The following is a 496-nucleotide window of genomic DNA, read 5'->3' on the forward strand; positions in this document are numbered from 1 at the left end:
TAATAAACGGTTTGTTCCAAGTTGTTGTCGTCTAGCATAACAAACGATACAGAAAGTTTGTCTGGGCTAGGGTTTACACCAATCACTTGGCCAACTGTGTTCTTTTTTAACTCACCTACAACATGGATTTTCTTGCTGCTTCCATTCTGAGCCATTTCTTTGGCGATATCAAATGAAACATAAGAGCTAGCACTGTTTTGTGTAGAAATGATGATAGCGATGGCGATGGCGATCACTACGATTCCGATGATACTCGATTTTTTCATAGCACGAACGTTTTTTGGGGTTCAACGGGATGAACCTCTATTTGGGTGCGAAATTACAACACAAACGGCTATGAGTTAACCTTTTCCTTGAAAACCTCTTTTTCTAGCTTGCTTATCTTTTTATCAACGGAAATAGTGTAAATACTAAAGCCAACAAAAAGGATCATAATAACAGCTACAACTACATAGATTTTACCATTTGAGCGCATCGTATCAGCCATTTCAACGGT

Annotated in this window: 1 protein-coding gene and 1 pseudogene; both read right to left on the bottom strand. The window is 38.5% G+C overall.

Going from position 1 to position 496, the window contains the following annotated elements:
- Window positions 1-266: pseudogene (locus tag AWN68_RS14275) on the bottom strand (cytochrome c maturation protein CcmE); the annotation flags it as partial.
- Between the two features lie 68 nt (window positions 267-334).
- On the bottom strand, window positions 335-487 hold the full coding sequence (locus AWN68_RS19135; protein WP_262501383.1) for a CcmD family protein: 153 nt from the start codon (window positions 485-487) through the stop codon (window positions 335-337).
- Between the last annotated feature and the right edge of the window lie 9 nt (window positions 488-496).

It is taken from the genome of Roseivirga echinicomitans (assembly GCF_001592935.1).
GTDB classification, from domain to species: domain Bacteria; phylum Bacteroidota; class Bacteroidia; order Cytophagales; family Cyclobacteriaceae; genus Roseivirga; species Roseivirga echinicomitans.